Origin of the sequence: Agromyces larvae, assembly GCF_022811705.1 — a bacterium.
Lineage (GTDB): Bacteria > Actinomycetota > Actinomycetes > Actinomycetales > Microbacteriaceae > Agromyces > Agromyces larvae.
Genome location: NZ_CP094528.1, coordinates 2,828,331 through 2,851,718, shown reverse-complemented (window position 1 = coordinate 2,851,718; position 23,388 = coordinate 2,828,331). Strand labels below are relative to the sequence as shown.

The window sequence follows — 23,388 nt, the reverse complement described above, 5'->3', positions numbered from 1 at the left end:
CCCACTCCTCGCTGCGCTCGGGCGCTCCTCAACCAGCGGAAGGGGTCAGCAGGAAGAGCGGGATGAGCCGGTCGGTCTTCGCCTGGTAGCCCGCGTAGTCGGGCCAGGTCTCGTTCGCACGGGCCCACCACAGGTCGCGCTCGGGGCCGGGCTCGAGTTCGCGCACCGCGTAGTCGTGCTTCTCGGCACCGTCCTGCAGTTCGGCGAGGGGGTGGGCGCGCAGGTTCGCCACCCACTTCGGGTGCTCGGGGGCGCCGCCCTTGGACCCCACGACCACGTACTCGCCGTCGTGCTCGACGCGCATGAGCGCGGTCTTGCGCAGCTTGCCGCTCTGGACGCCGAGCGTGGTGAGCACGATGATCGGGCGGCCGCGCAGCGTGTTCGCCTTCGCGCCGCCGGTCGCCTCGAACTCCTCTGCCTGCTTGCGCGCCCAACTCGACGTGCTCGGTGCGTACTCCCCCTGCAGCGGCATGCGTGCTCCCTCTGGTTCGACGGTCGGTTCTGCGGCAGATTAACGAGGGATGCCCCGAGGGCATTCCTCGCGGCATCCCATCGGATGCCGCGGATCGACCCGAGGGGGCACCATGACCGAGCCCGGCGCCGCGATTCCGCTCGCCACGTTGCCGAACCTGCGCGACCTGGGCGGGTGGGCGACCGCCGACGGCCGGCGGATCCGGCTGGGCGAGGTGTACCGGTCGACCGAGCTGGGCCGGGTCGACGCCGACGATCTGCGCCGGTTCGCCGAGCTGCGGGTGCGCACGATCTTCGACCTGCGCACGGCGGTCGAGCGCGAGGCGTCGCCCGACCGGGTGCCCGACGGGGTGCGCGACGAGGCGCTCGACGTGCTCGCCGACGCGGGGGCGGGGGCCGCGCCGGCCGAGCTCATGAAGATCGTCTCCGACCCGGCTTCGGCCGATCGACTGCTCGGCGACGGGCGGGCGCAGACGCTCTTCGCCCAGGCGTACCGGCAGATCGTCAGCCTGCCCAGCGCGCTCGCGTCGTATCGGCGGCTCTACACCGAGCTCGCCGAGCCGGCGAACCGGCCGGCGCTGTTCCACTGCACCACCGGCAAGGACCGCACCGGGTGGGGTGCTGCGGCGCTGCTCAGCTTCCTCGGCGTGCCCGAGGAACTCGTCATCCGCGACTACCTGCTCACGAACGAGCAGCTGCTGCCGGCGCTCGAGCCGGTGTTCCAGCAGTTCGAGGCGGCGGGCGGCGACCGGGCGTTGCTCGTGCCCGTGCTCGGGGTGGAGCGCGGCTACCTCGAGACGGCGTTCGACGAGCTGCACACCAGGTTCGGCGACATCCAGGGCTACTTCGACGAGGGGCTCGCGCTCGAGGCATCCGTGCAGCAGGCCCTGCGCGACGCGCTGCTGGAGTGAGTGCCGGGCCGCGCGCTCAGCCGAGCGGCACGCGGGAGCGGGCGGCGTTCGTGCCCCGGCCGGGCGCTCGCACCGCGAGCGTGCCGGGCGTCACCCCGTAGCGTCGGCGGAACGCCGCGATGAACGCACTCGCGTTGGCGTAGCCGACGGCGCGTGCTGCGGTGAGCACGCCCTCGCCGTGCTCGATGCGCCGGCGCGCGAGTGCGAGGCGCGCGTTGACGCGCCAGTGCTGGAAGCTGAGGCCGGTGTCCTTCACGAAGTGGCGCTGCAGCGTCTTGCCGCTGGTGTGCACGCGCGCGGCCCAGTCGTCGAGCGATTCGTGCGTCGCAGGGTGCTCGAGGATCGCGCGCGCGACGGTGCGGGCGCGGCTGTCGGCGGGCAGCGCGGGCATGTCGGATGCCTCGGCTGCGACGACCAGCTCGTGCGCGGCGCGGCGCGCGGCGTCGAGGGCGGATGCCTCGGCGAGTCCCGGCTGGAGCAGCGCGCGTGCGCACAGCTCGAGCGCGGGGGTCCGGGCGATCAGGCGGGCGGATGCGACATCCGGTCGCTCCTCGTCGGCGTCATGCGGGCCCGACAGTCCGTCGGGGAACAGCAGCGGGAACACGATCGAGTCGGGCCGGGGGATCACGGTGTGCTCGACGCCCGCGGGGATGACGAGGGCTTGGCGGGTGTCGACGATCCAGCGCTGCCTGTCGACCTCGACGGTGCACGAGCCGTCGACCACCCAGGTCAGCTCGTCGACGTCATGCCGGTGCGTCGTCTGGTCGCGCAGCCGCACGGCGCCGAGCGAGGCGTTCATCGTCGCCGTCATGCGCCCACCCGTCGAAGTCGTCCGCTCACCGTCATGCCATGTCCGATTGTAGGCAGCGAGTCAGGTTAGGCAAACCTAAGCTTTCTGCGATGACCGATCTCGCTGCTCGCCCTGCCGCTCGCCCCGCCGCCCCGATCGCGGCCCGCACCGACGCTCCGGTCGCGTCCCGCGCCGTCCAGACCGTCATGCACCCGCTCCGCGCCCGCCTGCTCGAGGTGGCCGCGACCGAGCGCATCGGCCCGCGCATGCAGCGCATCACGCTCGCCGGCGATCAACTCGACGCGTTCCCGTTCCCCGCGTTCGCCGCCGGCGACCACGTCAAGCTCGTGCTGCCCGACCCGGTGACGGGGCGCATCCCGCTGCCCGGCGTGCGCGACGACCGACTCGCGATGCCGGGCGACGCCGACCCGATCCTGCGCGACTACACCGTGCGGGCGTACAGCGCCGACGGGCTCGTGCTCGACTTCGTGCGCCACGACCACGGCCCCGCCGGGCGCTGGGCGATCGCGGCGAAGGTCGGCGACCCGATCGGCGTGCTCGGCCCGCGCGGTTCGCACCTCTACCCACGCGACTACGCACGCTACGTGCTCGTCGCCGACGAGACCGCGCTGCCCGCCGTCGGCCGCTGGCTCGACGAACCCGGGTGGACCGCCGAGGTCGAGGTGTTCGCCCTCGCCGCCGAGGCGGGCGAGTACCCGCTGCCCGTGCGCCCGCGGACCCGCGTGCACTGGCTGGAGCATCCGATCGGCCCGAACCGCGCCGACGTGCTGGCCGAGGTCGCCGGCCTCATCGCCGACCTCGACGACACGTTCGTCTGGGCTGCGGGCGAAGCCGGGTCGCTGAAGCCGTTCCGGCGCGCGCTGCGCGCGGCCGGCGTGCCCCGCGAAGCATCCGACATCGACGGCTACTGGAAGCTCGGCACCGCCGGGCTCGACCACCACCTCCCCGACGAGGACTGACCGGCGCCGCGCCCCCGCGCGGCGCCCACCGAGCTCACCGACGAGCGCACGCCCACGCGGCCGCCCGCTCGACGGGCGCGCCTCGGGCGAGCGCGCCCCGCGGCATCCGTCGCACCCCACCCACCGAGAGAGAGCAGAACATGCCTGCACACTGGAAGTCCGTCGCGGCCGCGGGAGTCGCCGCCGTCGCGCTCCTCCTGACCGGATGCTCCGGCCCCTCCGCCGCCGAAGAGGCACCGAACACCGCGGCCGACGACGGTGCCTGGCCCCGCACGATCGAGCACGTGGGCGGGGTCACCGAGATCCCCGCGGCGCCCGAGCGCATCGTGTCGACCTCGCTCACCCTCGCCGGCACGCTGCTCGCGATCGACGCGCCGATCGTGGCGACCGCCACGACCACGCCGAGCGCCATCACCGACGAGAACGGGTTCTTCAGCCAGTGGGCCGACGTCGCCGTGGAGCGCGGCGTCGAATCGCTGTACCCGAACCTCGAGTTCGACGAGGAGGCCGTCATCGCCGCCGACCCCGATCTGATCGTGGTGTCGTCGAGCGGGGCCGACTCGACCGCCGACGAGCTCGAGGCGCTGTCGGCGATCGCGCCCACCATCGTGCTCGACTACGGTGCGAACACCTGGCAGCAGCTCGCCGCCGTGCTCGGCGAGGCGACCGGGCACGAGGACGAGGCCGCCGACGTCGTCGCGTCATTCGACGCGCACGTCGCCGAGGTCGCCGACGCGATCACCGTGCCCGACGGCACCGCGAACGCGATCGTGTGGAACGGCACCGAGAACCCGACCGCGTTCGCGAAGCCGGGCAGTGCGCACACCGAGCTGCTCGAGTCGCTCGGCTTCGTCGTCGAGGGGGCACCCGACGAGTTCGACACGAGCGAGCAGCCGCGCAACGACTTCGCGTTCCTCTCGATCGAGAACGTGACGACCGCGCTGACCGGCGACACCGTGTTCCTGGTGAGCGGCGGCGACGCGACCGCCGACGACCTCCTCGCCACCGCGGTGCTCGCGACCGCGCCGGCCATCGCCTCCGGATCGGTGGTGTCGCTCGGGCCGACCTCGTTCCGCATCGACTACTACAGCGCGTCGCAGATCGTCGACATCGTGGAGTCCGAGTTCGCGTGAACCTCGCCCCGCCCGCAGTGATCGCCCCGTCGGCCGTGCGCCGGCGGGGCGGCCTGCGCGGCGTGCGCGGGCTGGGCGGCCTGCGCGGCGTGCGCGGGCTGCGGCGGCGGCCCGTGGTCGCGCTCGTGATCGGGCTGGTGCTGCTCGCGGTGCTCGCCGTCCTGAGCGTGCTGGTCGGGACGCGCGGGATCGACCCCGCCGTGGTGTGGGCCGCCGTCGTCGACTTCGACCCGACCGACGACCGCCACCTCGTGGTGGCCGAACTCCGGCTGCCCCGCACCGCGCTCGCCGCGCTCGTCGGCGCCGCGCTCGGGGTGGCGGGTGCGGTCATGCAGGCGCTCACCCGGAACCCGCTCGCCGAACCCGGCATCCTCGGCGTGAACGCGGGCGCCGCCGCGGCCGCCGCCACCGGCATCGCCGTCTCGGGTGCCGCATTCGGCGGGATGCCGGGCGGAGTGTTCGGCACGCTCGCCTTCGCGTTCGCGGGCGCCGCGGTCGCGTCGGTGCTGGTCGCCGCACTCGGCGGGATGTTCCGCACCGGTGCCGACCCGATCCGGCTCACCCTCGCCGGCGCCGCCCTGTCGGTCGTGCTCGGTGCGTACACCAACGCGCTGCTGCTGAACTTCCCCACGGTGTTCGACACGTTCCGGCACTGGGCGGTCGGCTCGGTGCAGGGGCGCGGCCCCGAGCTGGTGCTGCCCGCGACCCTCGTGATCGTGCCGACGCTGCTCGCCGCCTGCCTGCTCGGGCCGTCGTTCAACGCCATCGCGCTGGGCCGCGAGCTCGGGCGTTCGCTCGGCGCCGACCCCCGGCGCGTGCTGTCGGCGGGCGCGGTGATCATCGTGCTGCTCGCCGGAGGCGCCACCGCCATCGCCGGGCCGATCGTCTTCGTCGGGCTCGCGGCGCCGCTGGGCGTGCGGCTGCTCGTCGGCCCCGACTACCGGTGGATCCTGCCGCTGTCGGCCGTCGCCGCCGCGGCGCTGGTGCTCGGATCCGACATCATCGGGCGGCTGATCCTGCCCGGCGCCGAGGTCGAGACCTCGATCGTGACGGCGCTGATCGGTGCGCCGATCTTCATCCTGCTCGCTCGCCGACGCCGACTGATGAGGCTCTGATGGCGCACCCGATCCCCGCGCACTCCACGCCCGCCGATCTTGCGGATCAGGAATTCCGGGCGGAGCCCCGGCACTCGGGCGGGGCGGTGGTCTGGCGCAGCCGCGGCGAGCGCGTCTCGCTGCGGTGGCGCCTGCGCCCGGCGATCGTCGCCGGGGTGCTCATCGTGCTGCTCGTGCCGCTCGGCGTCGGCGTGCTCACGACCGGGTCGATGCCGCTCGCCCCGGCCGACATCTGGGCTGCGCTGATCGGTCAGGGCGAGGGCCCGGCGGTCCGCGTGATCGAGGGCATCCGGATGCCCCGCCTCGTCGCCGGCGTCGTCGTCGGCGCCGCGCTCGGCGTGAGCGGCGCGGTGTTCCAGGCGGTGTCGCGCAACCCGCTCGGCTCGCCCGACATCATCGGATTCGTCTCGGGGTCGGCGACGGGTGCGATCGTCGCGATCATCGTGTTCGACGCCCCGGCGCGGATCGTGGCCGCATCGGCCGTCGTGGCCGGCCTCGTCGTCGCTCTCGTGGTCGGTGCGCTCACCCTGCGGCACGGGTCGGGCGCCGGGTACCGGCTGGTGCTCGTCGGCATCGGCGCCGGGGCGTTCCTCGGCGCGGTCAACGATCTGCTCCTCACCCGCAGCCAGCGCGACGAGGCGGTCGGCGCGCAGCAGTGGCTCGTCGGCACGCTGAACGCGCGCGGGTGGGAGGAGGTGCTGCCGACGATCGTCGCGGTCGTCGTGCTCCTGCCGGCCCTCGTGGTGCTGCGCAGCCGGCTCGTGATGCTCGACCTCGGCGACGACGCCGCGCGCCAGATCGGCGTGCCGCTCGGTTCGCTGCGCGTCACGTCGATCGCGATCGCGGTGGTGCTCGCCGCGTTCGCCACCGCCACGGCCGGCCCGATCTCGTTCGTCGCGCTCGCCGCACCGCAGCTCGTGATGCGCGTCGGCCGGTCGGGCACGCTGTCGATCGTCGGTTCGGCCGCGATGGGCGCCGTGCTGCTCGTGACATCCGACCTCGTGTCGCAGCACCTGCCGCTCGCCCTCGCCGCACCCGTCGGCATCGTGACCGCGATGCTCGGCGGCGTGTACCTGCTCTGGCTGCTCTCGCGCGGCCGCTGACCCAGACCTCGGAACGAACGCCGACCCGGAGGACACACCGTGCACGAGACATCCGCACACCCCCGCGATGCGCACGAGGCGCGCCTCGAGGCATCCTCGCTGCGCCTGGCCTACGACGGACGCGACGTCGTGCACGACCTGGCCGTGCGCATTCCCGACGGCGGCTTCACCGTCATCATCGGGCCGAACGCGTGCGGCAAGTCGACTGTGCTGCGCGCGCTCGCCCGTCAGCTCCGGCCGTCGGCCGGGGCGGTGACGCTCGACGGGCGCGACGTCGATGCGTACCGCCCGAAGGAGTTCGCCCGCGCGCTCGCGCTGCTGCCGCAGTCGGTCGTGCCGCCCGACGGCATCTCGGTGGCCGACCTCATCGCGCGCGGGCGGTTCCCGCACCAGCGGATGCTGCGGCAGTGGTCGACCGACGACGAACGGGCGGTGGCGCACGCGATGGCGGCGACGGGCGTCGACGACCTGGCCGACCGGCTCGTCGACGAGCTCTCGGGCGGGCAGCGTCAGCGCGTGCTGCTCGCGATGGTGCTCGCCCAGTCGACCGATCTCGTGCTGCTCGACGAGCCCACGACGTTCCTCGACCTCACCCATCAGATCGAGGTGCTCGAGCTCTGCCGCGACCTGCACGCCGCCGGCAAGACGGTCGTCGCCGTGCTGCACGACGTCGATCAGGCCTGCCGGTATGCGACCCACCTCATCGCGATGCGCGATGGACGCGTCGTCGCCGAGGGTCCGCCCGGCGAGCTCGTGACCGCCGAGCTCGTGGAGGAGGTCTTCGGGTTGCGCGCGCAGGTCGTGCCCGATCCGCTGACGGGCACCCCCTTGGTCGTGCCGCTGCCCGGGCGGGCGGCGGTCGCGTGAGCGCGCCGGCCACGATGGGCAGATCGGATGCCGCGGGCGCACGCCGACCGGCCCGGCCGGCGCCTCGGCGGGCCGACTCCGACGCTCGGGCGCGCCTGCTCGCCGGGGAGCGGCCCGAGGCGGTGTCGCCGACGTGGCCCGTGTTCGGTCGTCGGTCCTTCTCCGACGACGGCCGGATGCTCCGCGAGGTCACGTTCGTCGCGGACCTGCCGGCGGGGCACGAGGGCATGATCCACCTGAACGGCATCACCGACGGGCATCGCCACGACCTCGGTCCGGCGCTGCTCGAGCGGGTTCCCGTGGCGGTCGGCTCCGACGCCCCGCTCGGCGTCATCGCCTACCTGCTGCCCGACGACCTGGTCGCCAGTTACCGCTTCGCGAGCGCGCCGCACCTGCCCCGCGACGCGGGCCTGACGCATGCGGGCTGGCGGAGCATCCACCGGCTGGGATGTCCCGACCCCCGCAACCCGCGCGAACTGCCGAACCCGCTCGGCACCCGGTCGTCGGTGCTGGTCATGCCGGGTGCGCGGGTGCATCCGGCCTGGGAGGCGCGCACCCCGCGGGAGCCGCGCGAGGTGCGCGCCGAGGTCGTGCCGATCGACGGCGACACCTCGCTCACCGTGCTGCGCCCGGCCGGCGCCGCCGATGGGCGGGTGCTGCTGCTCTTCGACGGCGAGCACTGGGCCGGGGCCGGTGTGCGCGAGGCGCTCGCGCGGCACCTCGCTCCGCCCGCGACCGTGGTGCTCGTGCCGTCGGGGGACCTCGCCCGCCGCGCGGCGCTGCTGCCGCATCCGGAGCGCGTGATCGCGCATCTCGAGACCGAGGTGCTGCCCGCCGTCGCCGCGCTGATCGGCGGACTCCCCGACCCGTCGCAGGTCGTCGTCGCCGGGCAGAGCTACGGCGGGCTCGCCGCGGCATCCGTGACGGCCCTGCGTCCCGACCTCGCGGCGACGGCGATCGTGCAGTCCGGGTCGTTCCACTTCCGGGCCGACGAGGAGTTGCGGGTGCCCGCCGGACAGGTGGGCGATCTCGTGCGGCGGCTCGCCGAAGCATCCGTCTCGGGGCGGTTCGCGGTGCAGGCCGGAACCGAGGAGGCCGGCATGCTCGACCTCGCGCACAGTTTCGCCGATGCCGCCCGCGCGGCCGGCGGCGACGTGACGTTGCGTGCGTACACGGGCGGGCACGACTACGCCTGGTGGCGCACCGGCCTGTTCGACGCCCTCGACGAGCTCGACGCGCGCTGAATCCGTCGCCGTGCAGACTGGATGCGTGCTGAACGCCCTCGACCTGCCCGCATCGCTCTCGCCCACCATCCCCGATGCGGTGCTGCGCACCGCGCGACCCGACGACGTCGACGCGATCATCCGGCTGCTCACCGACGACGACCTCACGGTCGCGCGCGGGCACGGCGCCGACACCGTGGACCGTGCGGCTTACCTGCGCGGCCTCGAGTCGGTCATCGGCGACCCGGCGAACACGATCGTGGTCGCCGACCACCCCGTGGACGGCGTCGTGGGCACGATGCAGCTCACGGTCATCCCGGGGATGACCCGCGGCGGGGCCACGCGCCTGCACATCGAAGCGGTGCGGGTGCGCAGCGACCTGCGGTCGGCGGGCATCGGCGGCGCGATGATGCGGTGGGTGACCGAGGTCGCAGCCCCGCGCCTCGGCGTCGCGCTCGTGCAGCTCACCAGCGACGACCGACGTGTCGATGCGCACCGCTTCTACGAGCGTCTCGGCTTCGCGGGGTCGCACCGCGGGTTCAAGTACGCGGTGCCACGGGGGTGAAGCCCGCGCGCGGCGTCGCTCAGTCGCGCGTCGACTCCCAGCCGAGGCTCGGGGCGACGTGCTCGGCGAAGGCCGTGACGAGTCGCAGGTTGAACTCGACGCCGAGCTGGCTCGGGATGGTGAGCATGAGCGTGTCGGCCGCCTGGATCGCGGCATCCCGCTGCAACTGGTCGACCAGCCGGTCGGGCGTGCCCGCGTAGGTCTTGCCGAACGTCGAGCGGATGCCGTCGATCACGCCGACGCCGTCGCCGTCCTGGCGACCGCCGAAGTACAGCTCGTCCTCGGCCGTCGTGATCGGGAAGATCGAGCGGCTCACCGACACGCGGGGCTCGCCCGGATGCCCCGCTTCGCGCCACGCGGCACGGAACGCCTCGATCTGCTGAGCTTGCAGTTCGTCGAACGGGATGCCGCGATCTTCGGTGAGCAGCGTCGACGACATGAGGTTGACGCCCGTCCGGCCCGCCCACTCGGCGGAGTCGCGGTTGCCGGCGCCCCACCACACCCGCGAGCGCAGCCCTTCGGAGTAGGGCTCGATGCGCTGCATGCCCGTGCCCCCGCCGAACGGCGACGCGGCATCCCGCTCGGCGAGCCCTTCGCCCTCGATCGCCTGCAGGAACCTCGCGAAGTGGTCGCGGGCGATGTCGGCGCCGCGCGGGTCTTCGGAGCCCGTGTAGCCGAACGCCTCGTATCCGCGCACGACGCTCTCGGGTGACCCGCGGCTCACGCCCAGCGCGAGCCGGCCGCCCGAGAGGAGGTCGACCGCGGCCGCCTCCTCGGCGAGGTGCAGCGGGTTCTCGTACCGCATGTCGATGACGCCGGTGCCGACCTCGATGTGCTCGGTGCGCGCGGCGATCGCGGCGAGCAGCGGCATCGGCGACGACTGCTGGCGGGCGAAGTGGTGCACGCGGAAGTACGCGCCGTTCACGCCGAGCTCGTCCATGCCCTGCGCGAGCTCGACCGCCTGCAGCATCGAGTCGGCGGCGGAGAGATGGCGCCCGGCGCCGATGGGTCCGTAGTGGCCGAAGGAGAGAGTCCCGAAGCGTCGCACGTCGGGGGCAACGCGGGGGTGCCGGGGGCTATTCCGGCGGGTGGCGTGCTGCCAGCCGAACCGGCGGCTGGGGTTCCGGGCGCGCCCGACAGGTGACAGCCGCGAGGCATCCGTCTAGCGTGAGCAAGTGGGGAATACTCGCCCTGGATCGCAAAGTTGAGTTGGATAGACTCAAGTTTGAAGAGAAGGGATACCGCCTGTGGCGAACATGCAGGGCGCGCCGAGCTCGCAGGACGAGCAGAAGTCGGCGCTGGAACAGTTCGGCGTCGACCTCACCGCGCTCGCGAAGGCCGGCAAACTCGACCCGGTGATCGGCCGCGACTCCGAGATCCGCCGCGTCAGCCAGGTGCTCACCCGGCGCACCAAGAACAACCCCGTGCTCATCGGCGAGCCCGGCGTCGGCAAGACCGCGGTCGTCGAGGGGCTCGCGCAGCGCATCGTCGCGGGCGACGTCGCCGAGAGCCTGAAGAACAAGCGGCTCGTCTCGCTCGACATCTCCGCGCTCGTCGCGGGCGCCATGTACCGCGGTCAGTTCGAAGAGCGGCTGAAGAGCGTGCTCAAAGAGATCGACGAGGCCGAGGGCGAGATCATCACCTTCGTCGACGAGCTGCACCTGCTGATGGGCGCCGGCGGCGGTGAGGGATCGGTCGCGGCATCCAACATGCTGAAGCCCATGCTCGCCCGCGGCGAGCTGCACCTCATCGGCGCGACCACGCTCAACGAGTACCGCGAGTTCATCGAGAAGGATGCGGCGCTCGAGCGCCGCTTCCAGCAGGTGTACGTCGGCGAGCCCAGCGTCGAAGACACCATCGCGATCCTGCGCGGCCTGCGCGGCCGGTACGAGGCGCACCACGGCGTCACGATCACCGACGCCGCGCTCGTCGCCGCGGCCTCCCTCTCGAACCGGTACATCTCGGCGCGCCAGCTGCCCGACAAGGCCATCGACCTCGTCGACGAGGCGATGAGCCGCCTCAAGATGGAGATCGACTCGAGCCCCGTCGAGATCGACCAGCTGAAGCGCGAGGTCGACCGCATGAAGCTCGAAGAGCTCGCCCTGAAGAAAGAGAAGGATGACGCGTCGAAAGAGCGGCTCGCGAAGCTGCGCGAGACCCTCGTCGACAAGGAGCGCGAGCTCGCGGCCCTCGAAGCGCGGTGGAGCCGCGAGAAGCAGGGCCTCAACCGGGTCGGCGAGCTGAAGAAGCGGCTCGACGAGGCGATCACCCAGCGCGACCTCGCGCTGCGCGCCGGCGACTACGCGCGGGCGTCGCAACTCGAGTACGAGACGATCGCCCAGCTCGGGCGCGACATCGCCGAGGCCGAGCAGGCGGATGCTTCGACGGGCTCAGCGACCGATGAGCCCCGCATGGTCAACGAGCAGGTGACCGAGGAGGACATCGCCGCGGTCATCTCGGCGTGGACCGGCATCCCCGTCGGCCGCCTGCTGCAGGGCGAGATGGAGAAGCTGCTGCACCTCGAGGCCGAGCTCGGCAAGCGGCTCATCGGGCAGAAGGCGGCCGTGGCATCCGTCGCCGATGCCGTACGCCGCTCGCGCGCCGGGCTCAGCGACCCCAATCGTCCGACCGGGTCGTTCCTGTTCCTCGGCCCGACCGGTGTCGGCAAGACCGAGCTGGCGAAGGCGCTCGCCGAGTTCCTGTTCGACGACGAGCACGCGATGGTGCGCATCGACATGAGCGAGTACGGCGAGAAGTTCTCGGTCTCACGGCTCGTCGGCGCCCCTCCCGGGTACATCGGGTACGAGCAGGGCGGCCAGCTCACCGAGGCGGTGCGTCGGCGGCCGTACAGCGTGATCCTGCTCGACGAGGTCGAGAAGGCGCACCCCGAGGTGTTCGACGTGCTGCTGCAGGTGCTCGACGACGGCCGCCTCACCGACGGGCAGGGCCGCACGGTCGACTTCCGCAACGTCATCCTCATCCTCACGTCGAACCTCGGGTCGCAGTACCTCATCGACCCCACCCTCTCGTGGGATGAGAAGGAGGCGGCGGTGCAGGCCGCCGTGCGCCAGTCGTTCAAGCCCGAGTTCGTGAACCGGCTCGACGACATCGTCGTGTTCAGCGCGCTCTCGGAGGAGGAGCTCGCCGAGATCGTGAACCTCTACATCGACCGGCTCGGGCGGCGGCTGCACGAGCGCCGGCTCGAGCTCGGGGTCACGCCCGACGCGCGCGCCTGGCTCGCCGAACGCGGCTACGACCCGCTGTACGGCGCACGCCCGCTGCGCCGGCTCATGCAGAAGGAGATCGACGACCGGTTGGCACGGGCGCTGCTCTCGGGTGAGATCCACGACGGCGACGCGGTCGTCGTCGGGCTCGCGCCCGACGGGGAGTCGCTCACCGTCACGCGCGGTGAGGCGATCGCGCGGCCGGATGCCTCGGAGGCGTCGGATGCCCCGGATGACGACGTGATCGACGCCGAGATCGTGGAGTAGGCGCGGCGCCCGCCGCCCGCGTCTCATCCCCATCCGCTCCTCGTCCAGCGGAGGGTGATCGCGTCGCCCCCAGGACCGCGCGTCGACGCCGGGGAGACGAAGGGCCCCGCCTGCCGGTGCAGGCGGGGCCCGGAAGGTCTGCGTGTGTGCGCCTCAGCAGCCGGCGTGGTCCTGCGCGGCGTATGCCGACTTGAGGAATGCCGCCGTGCCGTAGCCGAACTTGTGTGCGCAGAGCGCCTGCCAGGTCTTCGGGCCGACGACGCCGTCGGCGGTGAGCCCCTTCGACGACTGGAACCACTTGACGGAGTTGCGGGTGTTGGCGCCGAAGGAGTTGTCGACCTTCAGGCGGTAGCTGCCCTGGACCGAGTGCGCCAGGTTCAGGATCTTCTGGATGTCGCCGACACAGCTGGAGTATCCGCCGTACTTGTAGACGTTGTCGACGCAATCCGTCGCCGCGGCGGCAGGGCTGACCGGTGCTACGGCGAGGGTTGCCGCGAGGGCGACGCCGCCGAGCACCGAGAAGGTCTTCTTTACGAGATTCACGCCGAGATGTTAGCGCGGCTGGCCGCACGGCATGCGCGTGCTCTCCACAGCGCCGAATCAGCACGACGCGACTCAGACGCTGTCTTGCGCATCCTGTTGCTGTGCGGCCGCGCCTACTCGGCGGGTGACGCCGCCGGCTCGGGTTCGGGCACGCCGTTCACGTCGGGGGCGATGCGCCGTTCCAGCGCGATCGCGAGCACTGCGATGGCGAGGCATCCGATCACCATCGTCGCGATGTAGCCCGCCTGCAGATCGTGGTCGAGCAGGAGCCCGGCCGCGATCGGCCCCAGGATGGCGCCGCCCTGGAACGCCGCCGAGTTGATCGCGTTGTACCGCCCGCGGCTGCGATCGCTCGCGAGGTCGTTGTAGACCGCCGGCACCGTCGGCTGCAGCATCGTCTCGCCGAAGGCGAAGACACCCATGAACGCGAGCACGCCGATCGCCGCGGCGAGCGAGTCGGGCAGCAGGCCGGTCGCACCGAGGATGAGCCACGACACGCCCCACACCAGCGCCATCACCTGCATCACCCGGGTGCGCCGCTTGCCCGTGATGAACCGCAGCACCGTGAACTGCAGCAGCACGATGACCGCCGTGTTCACCGCGAACGAGAACCCGATGATCTGCGTCGACACCCCGGAGACCTGCCGCGCGAACGCCGGGAAGCCGCCCTCCATCTGCCCGTAGCCGATGAACATCGCCACGAACGTGAGCAGCGTGACCCACAGCACCTCGGGACGGCGCAGGATCTGACGGTAGCCCTCGGCCGGCGTCTCGTGCCGCGCCTCGGCGTCGCCGTGCGTGCGCACCCGCCGCAGCGGCCCGAGCAACAGCGCCATCGGGATGAGGTTCGTCGCGGCATCCACCAGGAAGATCGCCGTGAAGGTCTCGGGACGCGTGACGTCGACGAAGAACCCGCCGATGATGCCGCCCACCCCGATGCCGAGGTTGACGAGTGCGAAGTTCACGCCGAAGTACTGCTGCCGAAGGTCGCCCTGCACGAGCGTCGCGATGATGGCGTTGAACCCGATCCACGAGACGCCGAAGTTCAGGCCGATGAGCACGAGTGCGACGCCGGCGACGATCGCGTTCGTCGCGTACGCGAGCAGCACGCAGCCGATGATCATCGCGACGAGGCCCACGAGCAGCACGACGCGTGCGCCGAACCGGTCGATCAGGGTGCCGCTCGGCGCTGCGATGGCCAGGGCGACGATGGCGATGAGGCTCATCAGGAACCCCGACAACCCGAGGTCGAACCCGCGCACCTCGTGCAGGTAGATGATCGTGAACGGCAGGGTGAGCCCGCGCCCGAGGGTCTGGAATGCGACCGTCGACAGCAGCCACCGCCCCTCGATGGGAAGGGAGTGCCAGAAGGAGCGCGCGCTGATCACTCGGGACATTCTGCCGCAACCCCCCGACAGGGGTGCACGCACGTGAGCGTGCGCATGCGGGGTCGCGGGGCGCCTCGCCGAGCCGTCGAGTCGCACGCTCGTTGCGCGCGGCGCTTCCCTCCGGCCGCCGCCGCTCGATAACGTGAGCGCAGACGCCCCGGGGGAACGAGGCGCGACGAGGGGAGGCCGCCATGTCCGCAGAGGATTTCGAGACAGGCACCGCGGTGCTGAGTGCCGGACGCGTGAAGGGGGTGCGATTGGTGGGGCTCGCCGGCATCATCGGCGGCATCCTGCTCATCATCGTGGCGATCCTGGCGTGGATCATGGTGACCACCGAGTTGCGTGCCGAGAGCATCACGGTGCCCGACGACGCGATGGCCTTCCAGGGGCAGCAGGTCAGCGGCCCGCTGACCGCCTATGTGCAGGCCGAGATCATCCGCGAGCACGCGCTCGCCGCGAGCGGCGGCAAGACCTTCGCCCAGCTCTCGCAGGACGACCCGGTGCGGGCGACGATGGCGAACGCGTCGTTCCTGCGCGCGTCGCTGTTCACGTCGGTCGTCTCGTACGGGGTCGCGTTGTTCGCGGCCGCGGCGGGTCTGCTGTTCCTGCTGTTCGGTTGGGCGTTGCGCGCGCTCGTGCCACCGTTGCCCAGAACTGCGAGCTGAACGGGCCGCCGTCGATCACGAGCGGTCGAGACATCCGACCGGCCCGACCGGCGCACGTGATGCGCACGTCGTAGGAGATCCGGAGGGCCGAGCGGCGTGTCGCGGGAGCGGCCCGGCGTGTCGCACCAGAACTCCTCCGTGCGGCGCGGGCGCGCGAACGGCACACCGCCTCGGCCCGCGCGCGCCAGGCCCCCAGGCCGTACCGGGCGACCTCAGCCCGCGGCGACCACCAGCTCCTCGAGCGGCTTGCGCGAGCGGGGGGCGACCTCGCGCTCGCGCAGCGTCTCGGACAGCGCGTCGACGTCGCCGAGCACGCCGATCGCGGTGACGGAGACGACCTCGACGTGCTCGCCGAGCCCGAACGCCTCGGCGAGGCGGGCGCCGTCGAACCCGCCCATCTGGTGGGTGTGCAGGCCCTCGTGCTGCGCCTGCACGGTGAGGTGCGCGACGGCCTGGCCGAGGTCGTAGCGCGCCCACGGACGCTGGCGGCCCTCGTCGTCGACGGTCTCGGCGAGGTTCACGATGAGCACGGCGGCGGAGTCGGCCCAGGCCCGGTTGAACCCCATCAGCGCGTCATGCACGGTCGTGAACGCGTCGCCGCCGCGGCGGGCGACGATGAAGCGCCACGGCTGCGTGTTGTTCGCCGACGGCGCCCAGCGCGCGGCTTCGAGGATGGTGCGCAGCACGTCGGTCGAGACCTCGGCAGCGGGGTCGTAGGCGCGGGGGCTCCACCGCTCGATGAGGGGATCGATGAGCGGTGCGGTGGTGTCGGCCTTGCGCGACGTGAGGTCGGTGACGAGCGTCATGGCGGTGCAGCTTTCGAACGGTACGGATGATTCGGATGGAGCTCGGGGCGCCATCGACCCGCTCCATTCAAACGTATCGAACCTGGACGTATTCCCCAGGGTCAGTTCGCGGCCGCGAGTTCCTCGCGGATCGCGGCGACGAACGCGTCGATGTCGGCCTCGGCCGTGTCGAACGAGCACATCCAGCGCACCTCGTTGCGCGAGGCATCCCAGTCGTAGAACCGGAACCCGCACGCCCGCAGCTTGTCGGCCACCCCCGCGGGCAGCGTCGCGAACACGCCGTTCGACTGAGTTTGCTGCGTGAAGCCGAGCCCGTGCAGCTCGCCCGACGCGATGCCGGCGTCGAGCGCGTCGCGCAGGCGGCGGGCCATCGCGTTCGCATGCGCGGCGCTGCGCAGCCACAGATCGCCGTCGAGCAGCGCGATCAGCTGGGCTGACACGAACCGCATCTTCGACGCGAGCTGCATGTTGAGCTTGCGCAGGTAGATCAGCCCCTCGGATGCCTCGGGGTTCAGCACCACGATCGCCTCGGCGCCGAGCGCACCGTTCTTGGTGCCGCCGAAGCTCAGCACGTCGACGCCGGCGTCGCGGGTGAACGCGCGCAGCGGCAGGTCGAGCGATGCCGCCGCGTTCGCGAGGCGGGCGCCGTCGAGGTGCAGCTTCATGCCGTGCCCGTGGGCATGATCGGCGAGCGCACGGATCTCGTCGGCGGTGTACGCCGTGCCGAGCTCGGTGGTCTGCGTGATCGACACGACGACCGGCTGCGCGCGGTGCTCGTCGCCCCAGCCCCACGCCTCGCGGTCGACGAGCTCGGGCGTGAGCTTGCCGTCGGGCGTCTCGACGGTCAGCAGCTTCATGCCGCCGACGCGCTCGGGCGCACCGCCCTCGTCGGAGTTGATGTGCGCCGTCTTCGCGCTGATGACCGCACCCCAGCGGGGCAGCATCGACTGCAGCGCGGTCACGTTCGCGCCGGTGCCGTTGAACACCGGGAACGCCTCGACGCCCTCGCCGAAGTGCTGCGCGAACACCTGTTGCAGACGCTCGGTGTACTGGTCTTCGCCGTAGGCGACCTGGTGGCCGCCGTTCGCCGCGGCGATCGCGTCGAGCACCTCGGGGTGCACACCGGAGTAGTTGTCGCTGGCGAAGTCGCGGATAGCCGTGTCGTGGAGCTGGTTCACCGAACCATCCTTGCATCGGCGGGAGGGTGGGGGTGCCCGATCGGGCGGCCGGGCGTGCCCCATCGGGTGCGTCGCGGGCGGGTCGGATGCCGCGACCCTCGGCGAGACTCGAAGCATGGCCGGCGCACCGCACTCGGTCGCCACGAGGGCTGCCGTGACCAGCGCGCTCGCCGACGCCCGGCATCGGGGCGCCGGCACGGCACCGCACGGCCCCGCGGGCCGAGCCGGCGCGGTGCTCGCGCTGCAGCGCACCGCAGGCAACGCGGCGGTCAGCGCGCTCATGTCGGCGAAGCTGAAGTGGCCGAGCGAGCAGGCGGGATCCGAGATCGACGCCGCGCTGCGTGAACTGCGCCGCGATGAGCCGGCGATCGACACCGTCGAGCGGGGGCTCAAGCAGGCCAAGGCGGTCGGCGTCCCCGTCGACCTCGAGGGCACCAAACCGCCGGCTGCGGCGCTCGCCGTGACGAAGACGGGGTTCGGCCCGGGCTCGGTCGCGGCGAAGAAGCCCGTGCCGCCGCCGAAGCCGGTGCCGGCGATTTCGCCGCTCGGCAAAGCGGCGGCGGCGAAGCCGAAGCCCGCAGTCGGGGGCGCCAAAGGTGCGAAGCCGGTAGCGGGCGCGGGCGCGCCCGGCGCGGTGATCGCGGGCGGTGGTGCCGGCGCCGGTCTCGCCGCCGCGGGCGCCGCGGCATCCGCACCGCTCAGCGCCGACAAGCTGCTGCTCCCGCCCGAGCCGCCCGCGCACACCAAGCCCGCGCAGGATCCCGCGTTCGCGAAGGTCACCGGCGGCGTGAAGGCGACGGCTGCCGCGAAGCGGGCCCACCCCACCGCCGCGTCGAAGGCGCAGGAGGCGCAGGGCGCCGCGGTCGCGCCCGCCGACGATATGGCCGGGCAGGCGAAGGCCGCCAAGGCCGACCAGATGGACGCGCAGCAGCCCGGGACGTTCGACAAGAAGGCGTTCATCGCCGCGGTGAAGGCCGCGATCGAGGCGAAGTCGCCGAAGACGCTGAAAGAGGCCGACGACGCGGCGAAGTCGGGCAAGGCCGGCGACGTGAAGGGCGAGATCAAGGGGCTCGTCGGCCAGGGCACGAACGAGTCGGCGAAGGACATCGAACAGGCGACGGATGCTCCGCCCGACACCTCGAAGGCGGTCGCCAAGCCCGTGACGCCGCTCGCGCCCGAGAACCCGGGCCCCGCGCCATCCGTGCCCGCCGCCGGAGCCGTGCCGAAGCCCGCACCGCCAGAGCAGACCAACCTGCAGGCCGGCAAGCAGCAGGTCGGCGACGAGATGGCGCAGGCGAACGTCACCGACCAGCAGCTGGCCGAGTCGAACGAGCCCGAGTTCCAGGGCGCGCTGGCCGACAAGCAGGAGGCCGCCAAGCACGCCGACACCGCCCCCGCAGAGTATCGCGCGCAGGAGCAGGCCACCATCGAGCAGAGCAAGGCGGATGCCTCGGCCACCGCCGCGGCGGGCATGCAGGGCATGCAGGGGTCGAAGGTCGCCGCCCTCGCGCAGCTCGTCGCGCAGAAGGGCAAGGCGAAGTCGAAGGACGAGCAGAAGCGCGCCGAGGTGACCGCGAAGATCCAGTCGATCTTCGCCGCCACCGAGACCGACGTGAAGCAGCTGCTCGACGGCATCGACCCGAAGGTCGAGAAGGCGTTCGAGACCGGTGAGGCATCGGCGCGCGCCGCGTTCGAGTCGTACGTCTCGCAGAAGATGTCGGCCTACAAGGCGGATCGGTACGGCGGATGGCTCGGCGGCCTGCGCTGGGCCAAGGACAAGCTCTTCGGCATGCCCGCCAAGGTCGACGAGTTCTACGAGGCCGGCCGCGAGCTGTACCTGAAGCGCATGGACGGAGTGATCTCGGGGGTCGCGGACATCGTCGCCACGGATCTCACGAAGGCGAAGCAGCGCATCGCGAAGGGCCGCGCCGAGATCGCCGCCTACGTGAAGTCGCTGCCGCAGGACCTGCAGAAGGTCGGCTCCGAAGCGGCGACCGAGATCGGCGACCGGTTCGAACAGCTCGAGAGCGACGTGAACGACAAGCAGAACGAGGTCGTCGAGACCCTCGCGTCGAAGTACGTCGAAGCCCGGTCGGGCCTCGATGAGCGCATCGAGGCGCTGCAGGCCGAGAACAAGGGACTCGTCGACAAGGCGATCGGCGCGATCAAGGCCGTCATCAACACCATCCGCGAGCTCGTGGCCATGCTGACCAACGCGCTCGCGCGCGCAGTGAGCGTCATCGGCGACATCGTCGCCGCGCCGGTGCGGTTCCTCGGGAACCTGATCGCCGGCGTGAAGGGCGGCATCCAGAAGTTCTTCGCCGGCATCGAGACGCACCTGAGGAAGGGCCTGATGGCATGGCTCTTCGGGCAGCTCGGCGACGCCGGCATCGAACTGCCCGACACCTTCGACATCAAGGGGATCGTCAAGCTCGTGGCATCCGTCTTCGGACTGACCTGGACGAACATCCGCACCCGCATCGTGAAGCAGATCGGCGAGACCGCGATGGGCGCGGTCGAGAAGGGCGTCGAGGTCTTCACCCTGCTGAAGGATCAGGGTGTCGGCGGCCTCTGGCAGAAGCTCGTCGAGAAGATCGGCGACATCAAGGCCATGATCATGGAGCAGCTGCAGGACTTCGTCGTGACGAAGATCATCGTCGCCGGCATCCAATGGCTGATCGGACTGCTGAACCCCGCCGCCGCGTTCATCAAGGCCTGCAAGCTCATCTACGACGTCGTCATGTTCTTCGTGAACAACGCCGCCCGCATCGCCGAGTTCGTGAACACCGTGCTCGACGGCGTCGTCGAGATCGCGCGCGGCAACGTGAGCGTCGTCGTCGACAAGGTCGACCAGGCGCTCGGCCGCATGGTGCCGATCCTCATCGGCTTCATGGCCAGCGTGCTCGGCATCGGCGGCATCGGCGAGAAGATCCGCTCGATCCTGAAGGCCATCCAGCGGCCCATCACCAAGGCCATCGACGCGATCATCAAGGGCGGGCTCAAGCTCGCGGGTCCGATCATCCGCGGCATCAAGGGCATCAGCACGAAGGTGAAGGCCAAGGTCGCCGCCGGCAAGGCGTGGGTGAAGGGGAAGGCCGAGGCCGCGAAGCAGAAGGTGCTGCGCCTGTTCAAGAAGCCGTTCTCCGTCAAGGGCCAGGCGCACACGCTCAAGCTGGCCGCGCGACCGGGGGGCGGAACGGTGCTCACGGTGGCGAGCCATGAAGCGCCCATCGCCGTGCACCAGGCCGCCGCTGCCGAGACCGCCAAGCGGAAGGGGCGGCCCGAGCTCGCGGCCGAGGCGAAGGCGCTGATCGCCAAGGCTGCGACCGTGACCGCCGCGGCGAACGCCGCCGACGCGAACGATGCCGCGACCCGGGCCGCCATCGCCGACTTCGCCCAGCTCATCCAAGCCGTGTGGGAGCGGATCGGCTATCAGGGCGTGCCGCCCAGCGAGCAGTTCGCCGACGAGGGCGAGAAAGGCGTGCTCGGAGAGATCGGCCGGCACAAGGATCAGGGATCCCGAGGATACGGCGGCAAAGACACCCGGGCGAAGGAGGACCGGCTCGAGAGCGAGCACGTCGTGCCGCGCGCCTGGATCATGGCCTACCTCGCCAACTTCTCGAAGCATCGGGTGTCGAAGGCCGAGGGCAAGCGCATGTACGCCCGCATGACCACGATCATGATCTACAAGGGCGCCGCCGACCGGAAGACCGAGAAGCAGAAGCGCGCCGACAACGTGGTCATCAGCAAGCTCAAGAACCTCATGAAGGGCCACCCCGACGCGAAGAACCCGGCGAAGGTGGCCGAGTCGGTGAAGGCCGCCTTCTCGGGGCCGATCGCGAGTCGCGTGGAGCTCACGAAGTGGGCCCGGAACGAAGAGCACAAGGCGAACAACCGGCCCGGTTCGCCGGCGCCGGCGGACTCGCTGATCGAAGGCGCGGCACTTCGTCAGCTTCTCGACGTGGCCGAGTTCCTCGCCGCGAGTCTCGCCGCCCGTTCGACGGCACAGACGATCCGGGAGGAGGATGCCCCGGCGACCGAGGCATCCGAACGGGCAACTACCCGCGCAGCGCCTCGCTGAACTTCACCCGCGCCCCGGTGCGCAGCAGCGAGTTGCGGTACATCCGCTCGCCGACGAGCACCGCCACCACGGTCGTCGCGACGAGGATCACGAGCGACACGATCGGCTCCCACCATTCGGCCTGCTCGAGGAAGATCCGCACGGGCATGCCGATCGGCGCCGAGAATGGCACGTAGCTCATGATCGTGAGCACCGCTGCGTTGTCGTTGAAGAACACCACCAGGAAGTACGGGATCATCACGAGCATCGTCACGGGCGTGGTCACGTTGCCCACGTCTTCGGCACGCGAGACGGTCGCCGCCGTCGCCGCGAACAGCGCCGCGAGCATGACGAACCCGATCGCGAAGAACACCACGAACCACACCACCGACGGCCCGATCCCGCCGAGCAGCACGCGCTGACCGGTGATCGCGAGCCCGAGGATCGCGAGCGCCGCGATCGCGATGATCTGCCCGAACGCCATCACGCTGTTGCCGATCACCTTGCCCGTGAGCAGGACCCGCGCCGAGACCGTCGAGAGCAGGATCTCGATGATGCGGGTCTGCTTCTCTTCGACCACCGACTGCGCGATCGTCGACCCGAACGTGATCGCCGAGAAGAAGAACACGATGCCGAAGCCCAGCGCGACGAAGTACGCGAGCAGCGGGTCGGCGGGCGCCGGGTCGAGCACCGCGAACGGCGGCGTGATCGCGAGCGCCTGCACCACGCCGCGGGGTGCCTGGTCGAGGCCGATCACGGTCACGTCGAACGCGGCCTCCGATGCGGCCTGCGAGGCATCCGCGCCGCTGGTCACGGTCGTCGCGTCGTCGAGCAGGCCGGATGACTCGACCAGCGCCGTGGGCGCCACGATCGCGTCGACATCGCCGTCGCGCAGCAACTGCTCGGCCGCGTCGAGGTCGGCGGCGGGCTCCGAGCGCAGGCCGGTCGCGGCGACCGCGTCGGATGCCTCGCCGACGACGGCGACCTTCGGCGGCTCCTGGTTGGCGCTCACGAGCGAGCCGATCACGACCGATGCGAGCACGGCGAGCATGAGCACGAGCGTCGAGATGACGAACGCCTTGCTGCGCAGCCGCGACATGATCTCGCGCGACGCGACGAGCCCGACGGTTTCGCTGAAACGCGGCTCGTGCTGCTCCTTCTGCACTGAAACGGCGGTGCTCATTGCACGACCTCCTTGAAGATCTGGGCGAGCGTGGTCTGCTCGCGGGTGAAGCTGACGACATCGCCGCGGCGCACGGCCTCTTCGAGCACCGCCTGCCGCGAGGCATCCGATTCGGCTTCGAAGAGCGCCCATCCGCCGTCGAAGCCGACCACCTCGATGCCGGGTACGTCGCGCACCCAGCCGGCGTCGCCGCCGGTGAGCAGCTCCCAGCGGGCGGTGCCGTGCTCTTCGCGCAGCGCGTCGCGCGACCCGGCGGCACGGATGCGGCCGTCGGCGATGATCACGAGGTCGTCGCAGATCCGCTCGACGACGTCGAGCTGGTGGCTCGAGAACAGCACCGGCGCGCCCTGCGCGGCCGCGTCGGCGAGCACACCCTGCACGACGTCGACCGCCATCGGGTCGAGGCCCGAGAACGGCTCGTCGAGCACCAGCACGTCGGGCCGGTGCACGAGTGCGGCGGCGATCTGCGCGCGCTGCTGGTTGCCGAGCGAGAGCGACTCGACCGTGTCATCCAGTCGCTCTTCGAGCCCGAGCCGCTCGAGCAGCTCGGTCGCGTTGCGGCGGGCGGCCGCCTGCGACCAGCCGTGCAGCCGGGCGAGGTAGACCGTCTGCTCGAGCACCTTCATCTTGGGGTAGAGGCCGCGCTCCTCGGGCATGTAGCCGAAGCGGCGGCGGTCGGCGACCGTGATCGCGCGGCCGTCCAGCCGCACCTCGCCGGCGTCCGCGGCCAGCACGCCGAGGACGATCCGCATGGTGGTGGTCTTGCCGGCGCCGTTGCCGCCGACGAAGCCGGTGAGCCGGCCGTCGCCGACGGCGAAGCTGACGCCGTCGAGCGCGAGGCGGTCGCCGTAGCGCTTGGTGAGTCCGTCGAGTTCGAGCATGGATGTCACGGTACGGATGCCTCGCCGACGAGGCA

The 23,388-nt window shown here is 71.6% G+C and carries 20 protein-coding genes; 11 read left to right on the top strand and 9 right to left on the bottom strand.

From position 1 onward, the window contains the following. Positions 1 to 28: 28 nt before the first annotated feature. On the bottom strand, positions 29 to 472 hold the full coding sequence (locus MTO99_RS13710; protein WP_243554196.1) for a nitroreductase family deazaflavin-dependent oxidoreductase: 444 nt from the start codon (positions 470 to 472) through the stop codon (positions 29 to 31). A gap of 112 nt (positions 473 to 584) precedes the next feature. Here MTO99_RS13710 and MTO99_RS13705 point away from each other — a divergent pair, with 112 nt between their 5' ends. Next, positions 585 to 1,382 carry a tyrosine-protein phosphatase gene (locus MTO99_RS13705; protein WP_243554195.1) on the top strand — a complete coding sequence of 266 codons (798 nt, stop codon included), beginning with the start codon at positions 585 to 587 and terminating at the stop codon, positions 1,380 to 1,382. 16 nt (positions 1,383 to 1,398) lie between these two features. On the opposite strand, the gene MTO99_RS13700 is transcribed toward MTO99_RS13705, so the two are convergent. Then, the gene (locus MTO99_RS13700; RefSeq protein WP_243554194.1) at positions 1,399 to 2,193 is read right to left on the bottom strand and encodes a helix-turn-helix domain-containing protein; all 795 of its coding nucleotides are present in this window, start codon (positions 2,191 to 2,193) and stop codon (positions 1,399 to 1,401) included. Between the two features lie 89 nt (positions 2,194 to 2,282). Here MTO99_RS13700 and MTO99_RS13695 point away from each other — a divergent pair, with 89 nt between their 5' ends. The 7 genes from MTO99_RS13695 (at position 2,283) to MTO99_RS13665 (ending at position 9,158) form a co-directional block, all read left to right on the top strand. Beyond that, a complete protein-coding gene (locus MTO99_RS13695) occupies positions 2,283 to 3,152 on the top strand; it encodes a siderophore-interacting protein (RefSeq protein WP_168209157.1) in 870 nt (289 codons plus the stop codon). Between the two features lie 140 nt (positions 3,153 to 3,292). After that, positions 3,293 to 4,285 (top strand): Fe2+-enterobactin ABC transporter substrate-binding protein, encoded by a 993-nt coding sequence (gene fepB, locus MTO99_RS13690; RefSeq protein WP_243554193.1) that lies wholly within the window; start codon positions 3,293 to 3,295, stop codon positions 4,283 to 4,285. After that, positions 4,282 to 5,400: a FecCD family ABC transporter permease gene (locus MTO99_RS13685; RefSeq protein ID WP_243554192.1), complete on the top strand. Its 1,119-nt coding sequence runs from the start codon at positions 4,282 to 4,284 to the stop codon at positions 5,398 to 5,400. Before fepB ends, MTO99_RS13685 begins: the two co-directional genes overlap by 4 nt. Continuing rightward, on the top strand, positions 5,400 to 6,503 hold the full coding sequence (locus MTO99_RS13680; protein ID WP_243554191.1) for a FecCD family ABC transporter permease: 1,104 nt from the start codon (positions 5,400 to 5,402) through the stop codon (positions 6,501 to 6,503). Before MTO99_RS13685 ends, MTO99_RS13680 begins: the two co-directional genes overlap by 1 nt. Positions 6,504 to 6,542: 39 nt before the next feature. After that, positions 6,543 to 7,370, top strand: coding sequence for an ABC transporter ATP-binding protein (locus tag MTO99_RS13675; RefSeq protein WP_243554190.1), 828 nt, complete (start codon positions 6,543 to 6,545; stop codon positions 7,368 to 7,370). Next, a complete protein-coding gene (locus tag MTO99_RS13670) occupies positions 7,367 to 8,614 on the top strand; it encodes an enterochelin esterase domain-containing protein (protein ID WP_243554189.1) in 1,248 nt (415 codons plus the stop codon). Before MTO99_RS13675 ends, MTO99_RS13670 begins: the two co-directional genes overlap by 4 nt. A gap of 25 nt (positions 8,615 to 8,639) precedes the next feature. Continuing rightward, on the top strand, positions 8,640 to 9,158 hold the full coding sequence (locus MTO99_RS13665) for a GNAT family N-acetyltransferase (RefSeq protein ID WP_243554188.1): 519 nt from the start codon (positions 8,640 to 8,642) through the stop codon (positions 9,156 to 9,158). Between the two features lie 19 nt (positions 9,159 to 9,177). Here the strand turns inward: MTO99_RS13665 and MTO99_RS13660 are convergent, their stop codons facing one another. Beyond that, complete coding sequence (locus tag MTO99_RS13660) at positions 9,178 to 10,206, bottom strand: LLM class flavin-dependent oxidoreductase (RefSeq protein WP_243554187.1); 1,029 nt, start codon at positions 10,204 to 10,206, stop codon at positions 9,178 to 9,180. Positions 10,207 to 10,414: 208 nt separating this feature from the next. Between MTO99_RS13660 and MTO99_RS13655 the strand changes: the two genes are divergently transcribed. Continuing rightward, positions 10,415 to 12,649, top strand: a complete 2,235-nt coding sequence (locus MTO99_RS13655) for an ATP-dependent Clp protease ATP-binding subunit (protein WP_243559105.1) — start codon at positions 10,415 to 10,417, stop codon at positions 12,647 to 12,649. A 153-nt stretch (positions 12,650 to 12,802) separates the two neighbouring features. Here the strand turns inward: MTO99_RS13655 and MTO99_RS13650 are convergent, their stop codons facing one another. Together MTO99_RS13650 and MTO99_RS13645 are read right to left on the bottom strand one after the other, a co-directional pair. Beyond that, positions 12,803 to 13,192, bottom strand: a complete 390-nt coding sequence (locus tag MTO99_RS13650) for a peptidoglycan-binding domain-containing protein (protein ID WP_243554186.1) — start codon at positions 13,190 to 13,192, stop codon at positions 12,803 to 12,805. Between the two features lie 113 nt (positions 13,193 to 13,305). Further along, on the bottom strand, positions 13,306 to 14,580 hold the full coding sequence (locus MTO99_RS13645; protein WP_243554185.1) for an MFS transporter: 1,275 nt from the start codon (positions 14,578 to 14,580) through the stop codon (positions 13,306 to 13,308). A 191-nt stretch (positions 14,581 to 14,771) separates the two neighbouring features. Between MTO99_RS13645 and MTO99_RS13640 the strand changes: the two genes are divergently transcribed. Continuing rightward, positions 14,772 to 15,245, top strand: coding sequence for an aromatic ring-opening dioxygenase LigA (locus MTO99_RS13640; protein ID WP_243554184.1), 474 nt, complete (start codon positions 14,772 to 14,774; stop codon positions 15,243 to 15,245). Positions 15,246 to 15,457: 212 nt separating this feature from the next. On the opposite strand, the gene MTO99_RS13635 is transcribed toward MTO99_RS13640, so the two are convergent. Further along, a complete protein-coding gene (locus MTO99_RS13635; protein WP_243554183.1) occupies positions 15,458 to 16,051 on the bottom strand; it encodes a nitroreductase family protein in 594 nt (197 codons plus the stop codon). A 101-nt stretch (positions 16,052 to 16,152) separates the two neighbouring features. Continuing rightward, a complete protein-coding gene (locus tag MTO99_RS13630) occupies positions 16,153 to 17,229 on the bottom strand; it encodes a threonine aldolase family protein (protein WP_243554182.1) in 1,077 nt (358 codons plus the stop codon). A gap of 115 nt (positions 17,230 to 17,344) precedes the next feature. On the opposite strand from MTO99_RS13630, the gene MTO99_RS13625 reads away from it, so the two are divergent. Further along, positions 17,345 to 21,310: a phage tail protein gene (locus MTO99_RS13625; protein WP_243554181.1), complete on the top strand. Its 3,966-nt coding sequence runs from the start codon at positions 17,345 to 17,347 to the stop codon at positions 21,308 to 21,310. Here the strand turns inward: MTO99_RS13625 and MTO99_RS13620 are convergent. Next, positions 21,288 to 22,472, bottom strand: coding sequence for an ABC transporter permease (locus MTO99_RS13620; protein WP_243554180.1), 1,185 nt, complete (start codon positions 22,470 to 22,472; stop codon positions 21,288 to 21,290). The two genes, MTO99_RS13625 and MTO99_RS13620, sit on opposite strands and share 23 nt — an antisense overlap. Next, the gene (locus MTO99_RS13615) at positions 22,469 to 23,353 is read right to left on the bottom strand and encodes an ABC transporter ATP-binding protein (RefSeq protein WP_243554179.1); all 885 of its coding nucleotides are present in this window, start codon (positions 23,351 to 23,353) and stop codon (positions 22,469 to 22,471) included. Before MTO99_RS13615 ends, MTO99_RS13620 begins: the two co-directional genes overlap by 4 nt. Positions 23,354 to 23,388 lie beyond the last annotated feature (35 nt).

Bases quoted from the DNA above. Each gene is read 5' to 3' on its own strand.
- MTO99_RS13625 (WP_243554181.1), top strand. From the start codon at position 17,345: ATGGCCGGCGCACCGCACTCGGTCGCCACGAGGGCTGCCGTGACCAGC.
- MTO99_RS13635 (WP_243554183.1), bottom strand. From the start codon at position 16,051: ATGACGCTCGTCACCGACCTCACGTCGCGCAAGGCCGACACCACCGCA.
- MTO99_RS13655 (WP_243559105.1), top strand. From the start codon at position 10,415: ATGCAGGGCGCGCCGAGCTCGCAGGACGAGCAGAAGTCGGCGCTGGAA.
- MTO99_RS13695 (WP_168209157.1), top strand. From the start codon at position 2,283: ATGACCGATCTCGCTGCTCGCCCTGCCGCTCGCCCCGCCGCCCCGATC.
- fepB (WP_243554193.1), top strand. From the start codon at position 3,293: ATGCCTGCACACTGGAAGTCCGTCGCGGCCGCGGGAGTCGCCGCCGTC.
- MTO99_RS13615 (WP_243554179.1), bottom strand. From the start codon at position 23,353: ATGCTCGAACTCGACGGACTCACCAAGCGCTACGGCGACCGCCTCGCG.
- MTO99_RS13705 (WP_243554195.1), top strand. From the start codon at position 585: ATGACCGAGCCCGGCGCCGCGATTCCGCTCGCCACGTTGCCGAACCTG.
- MTO99_RS13680 (WP_243554191.1), top strand. From the start codon at position 5,400: ATGGCGCACCCGATCCCCGCGCACTCCACGCCCGCCGATCTTGCGGAT.
- MTO99_RS13620 (WP_243554180.1), bottom strand. From the start codon at position 22,472: ATGAGCACCGCCGTTTCAGTGCAGAAGGAGCAGCACGAGCCGCGTTTC.
- MTO99_RS13710 (WP_243554196.1), bottom strand. From the start codon at position 472: ATGCCGCTGCAGGGGGAGTACGCACCGAGCACGTCGAGTTGGGCGCGC.
- MTO99_RS13700 (WP_243554194.1), bottom strand. From the start codon at position 2,193: ATGACGGCGACGATGAACGCCTCGCTCGGCGCCGTGCGGCTGCGCGAC.
- MTO99_RS13640 (WP_243554184.1), top strand. From the start codon at position 14,772: ATGTCCGCAGAGGATTTCGAGACAGGCACCGCGGTGCTGAGTGCCGGA.